The organism is Pseudomonas spartinae (assembly GCF_965197125.1).
GTDB lineage: Bacteria > Pseudomonadota > Gammaproteobacteria > Pseudomonadales > Pseudomonadaceae > Aquipseudomonas > Aquipseudomonas composti_A.
Map to the genome: position 1 here is coordinate 1 of NZ_CBDAMB010000033.1, position 1,186 is coordinate 1,186.

At 56.3% G+C, this 1,186-nt stretch carries 3 protein-coding genes; all 3 read left to right on the forward strand.

The window, feature by feature from the left end; translation table 11 throughout:
- On the forward strand, positions 1-233 hold a 233-nt coding region (locus tag ACN8M7_RS25910), incomplete at its 5' end, for a plastocyanin/azurin family copper-binding protein (RefSeq protein WP_490262621.1).
- Between the two features lie 147 nt (positions 234-380).
- Positions 381-914, forward strand: a complete 534-nt coding sequence (locus ACN8M7_RS25915) for a cupredoxin domain-containing protein (RefSeq protein ID WP_112211898.1) — start codon at positions 381-383, stop codon at positions 912-914.
- Positions 915-993: 79 nt separating this feature from the next.
- On the forward strand, positions 994-1,186 hold a 193-nt coding region (locus ACN8M7_RS25920; RefSeq protein WP_490262622.1), incomplete at its 3' end, for a DUF2933 domain-containing protein.

The window sequence follows — 1,186 nt, forward strand, 5'->3', positions numbered from 1 at the left end:
GCATGGCCGAGCGCATTGTCTGGCATGAGCGTTATGGCACGGGAGACTCCAACCCTCCAGGCTATCCGGAAGTCATCAAAGCCAAGCATGACGACCCGAACGCGGTTCTCGTCGAGCCCGGCACAACTAAAGAGTTCGTGTGGACCTTCCCTCAGGCGGGCAGTTTGAGCTTCGCCTGTACATTGCCTGGGCATTACCAGGCGGGAATGGTCGGTGAGTTTGCTCTGCGTTAGTCCGGCACCGGTGCTACCCGTTGGCCGCGGGCTGGGTAGCACCGATCTGACGAACCTTACTGCGATGTAGTTTTCGCGTCAGCGTACCGCCAGTTGCACCTCATTAGCATCGGGACTCATCCCTCCTCAACACCTCAGAGGCACACCATGAAACTCAGACCCGCTTTCATAATCACCACCCTTGGTTTACTGCTCAGTGCTGCCAATGCGCTGGCCAGCCCGGGCCACAAGAAAGACAGTATCGGGCAACCGGGAGACAGTCAGGCAGTAGATCGCACCATCGAAGTCCGGATGGGGGACATCTTCTTTGAACCCAAGGCAATGGAAATCAAGGCGGGCGAGACGGTTCGCTTCGTACTGCTGAACGAGGGAGCCCTGCTGCACGAGTTCAACCTTGGCAAAGCGGCATCCCATGCTGCGCATCAGAAAGAGATGGCTGCGATGTTTCAGAACGGCACGCTGTCCCCGACTGCAGCGCATGACATGAGCAAAATGGACCACGCCATGGGCGGCATGAAGATGGTCGGCATGGAGCACGACGATCCCAACAGCGTTCTGGTCGAGCCAGGTGCACGCGAAGAGCTGATCTGGACCTTCTCCGACGCTACTGATCTGGAGTTCGCCTGCAATATTCCAGGACATTATCAGTCGGGAATGGTCGGTAAGGTGACCGTACGCTGAACTCCATTGATACGCGTCAACTCTGCCTGGCCAGAGTAACCTATGCTGATTCTATGGTCATTGAACCGAGGCTATTGTCATGGATCACACGCACCACACTGGCACTACGGAACCACCTTTTTGGAAGAGCAAGATTGGCATTGCTCTGATCATGCTGGCCGTAATCGGCATCTTCTATGTAGCGCGTGAGCATTACGGTCATCTTTCGCAGGCCCTGCCGTACCTCATCCTGCTGCTATGCCCGCTGATGCATCTGTTTGGCCACAATCACG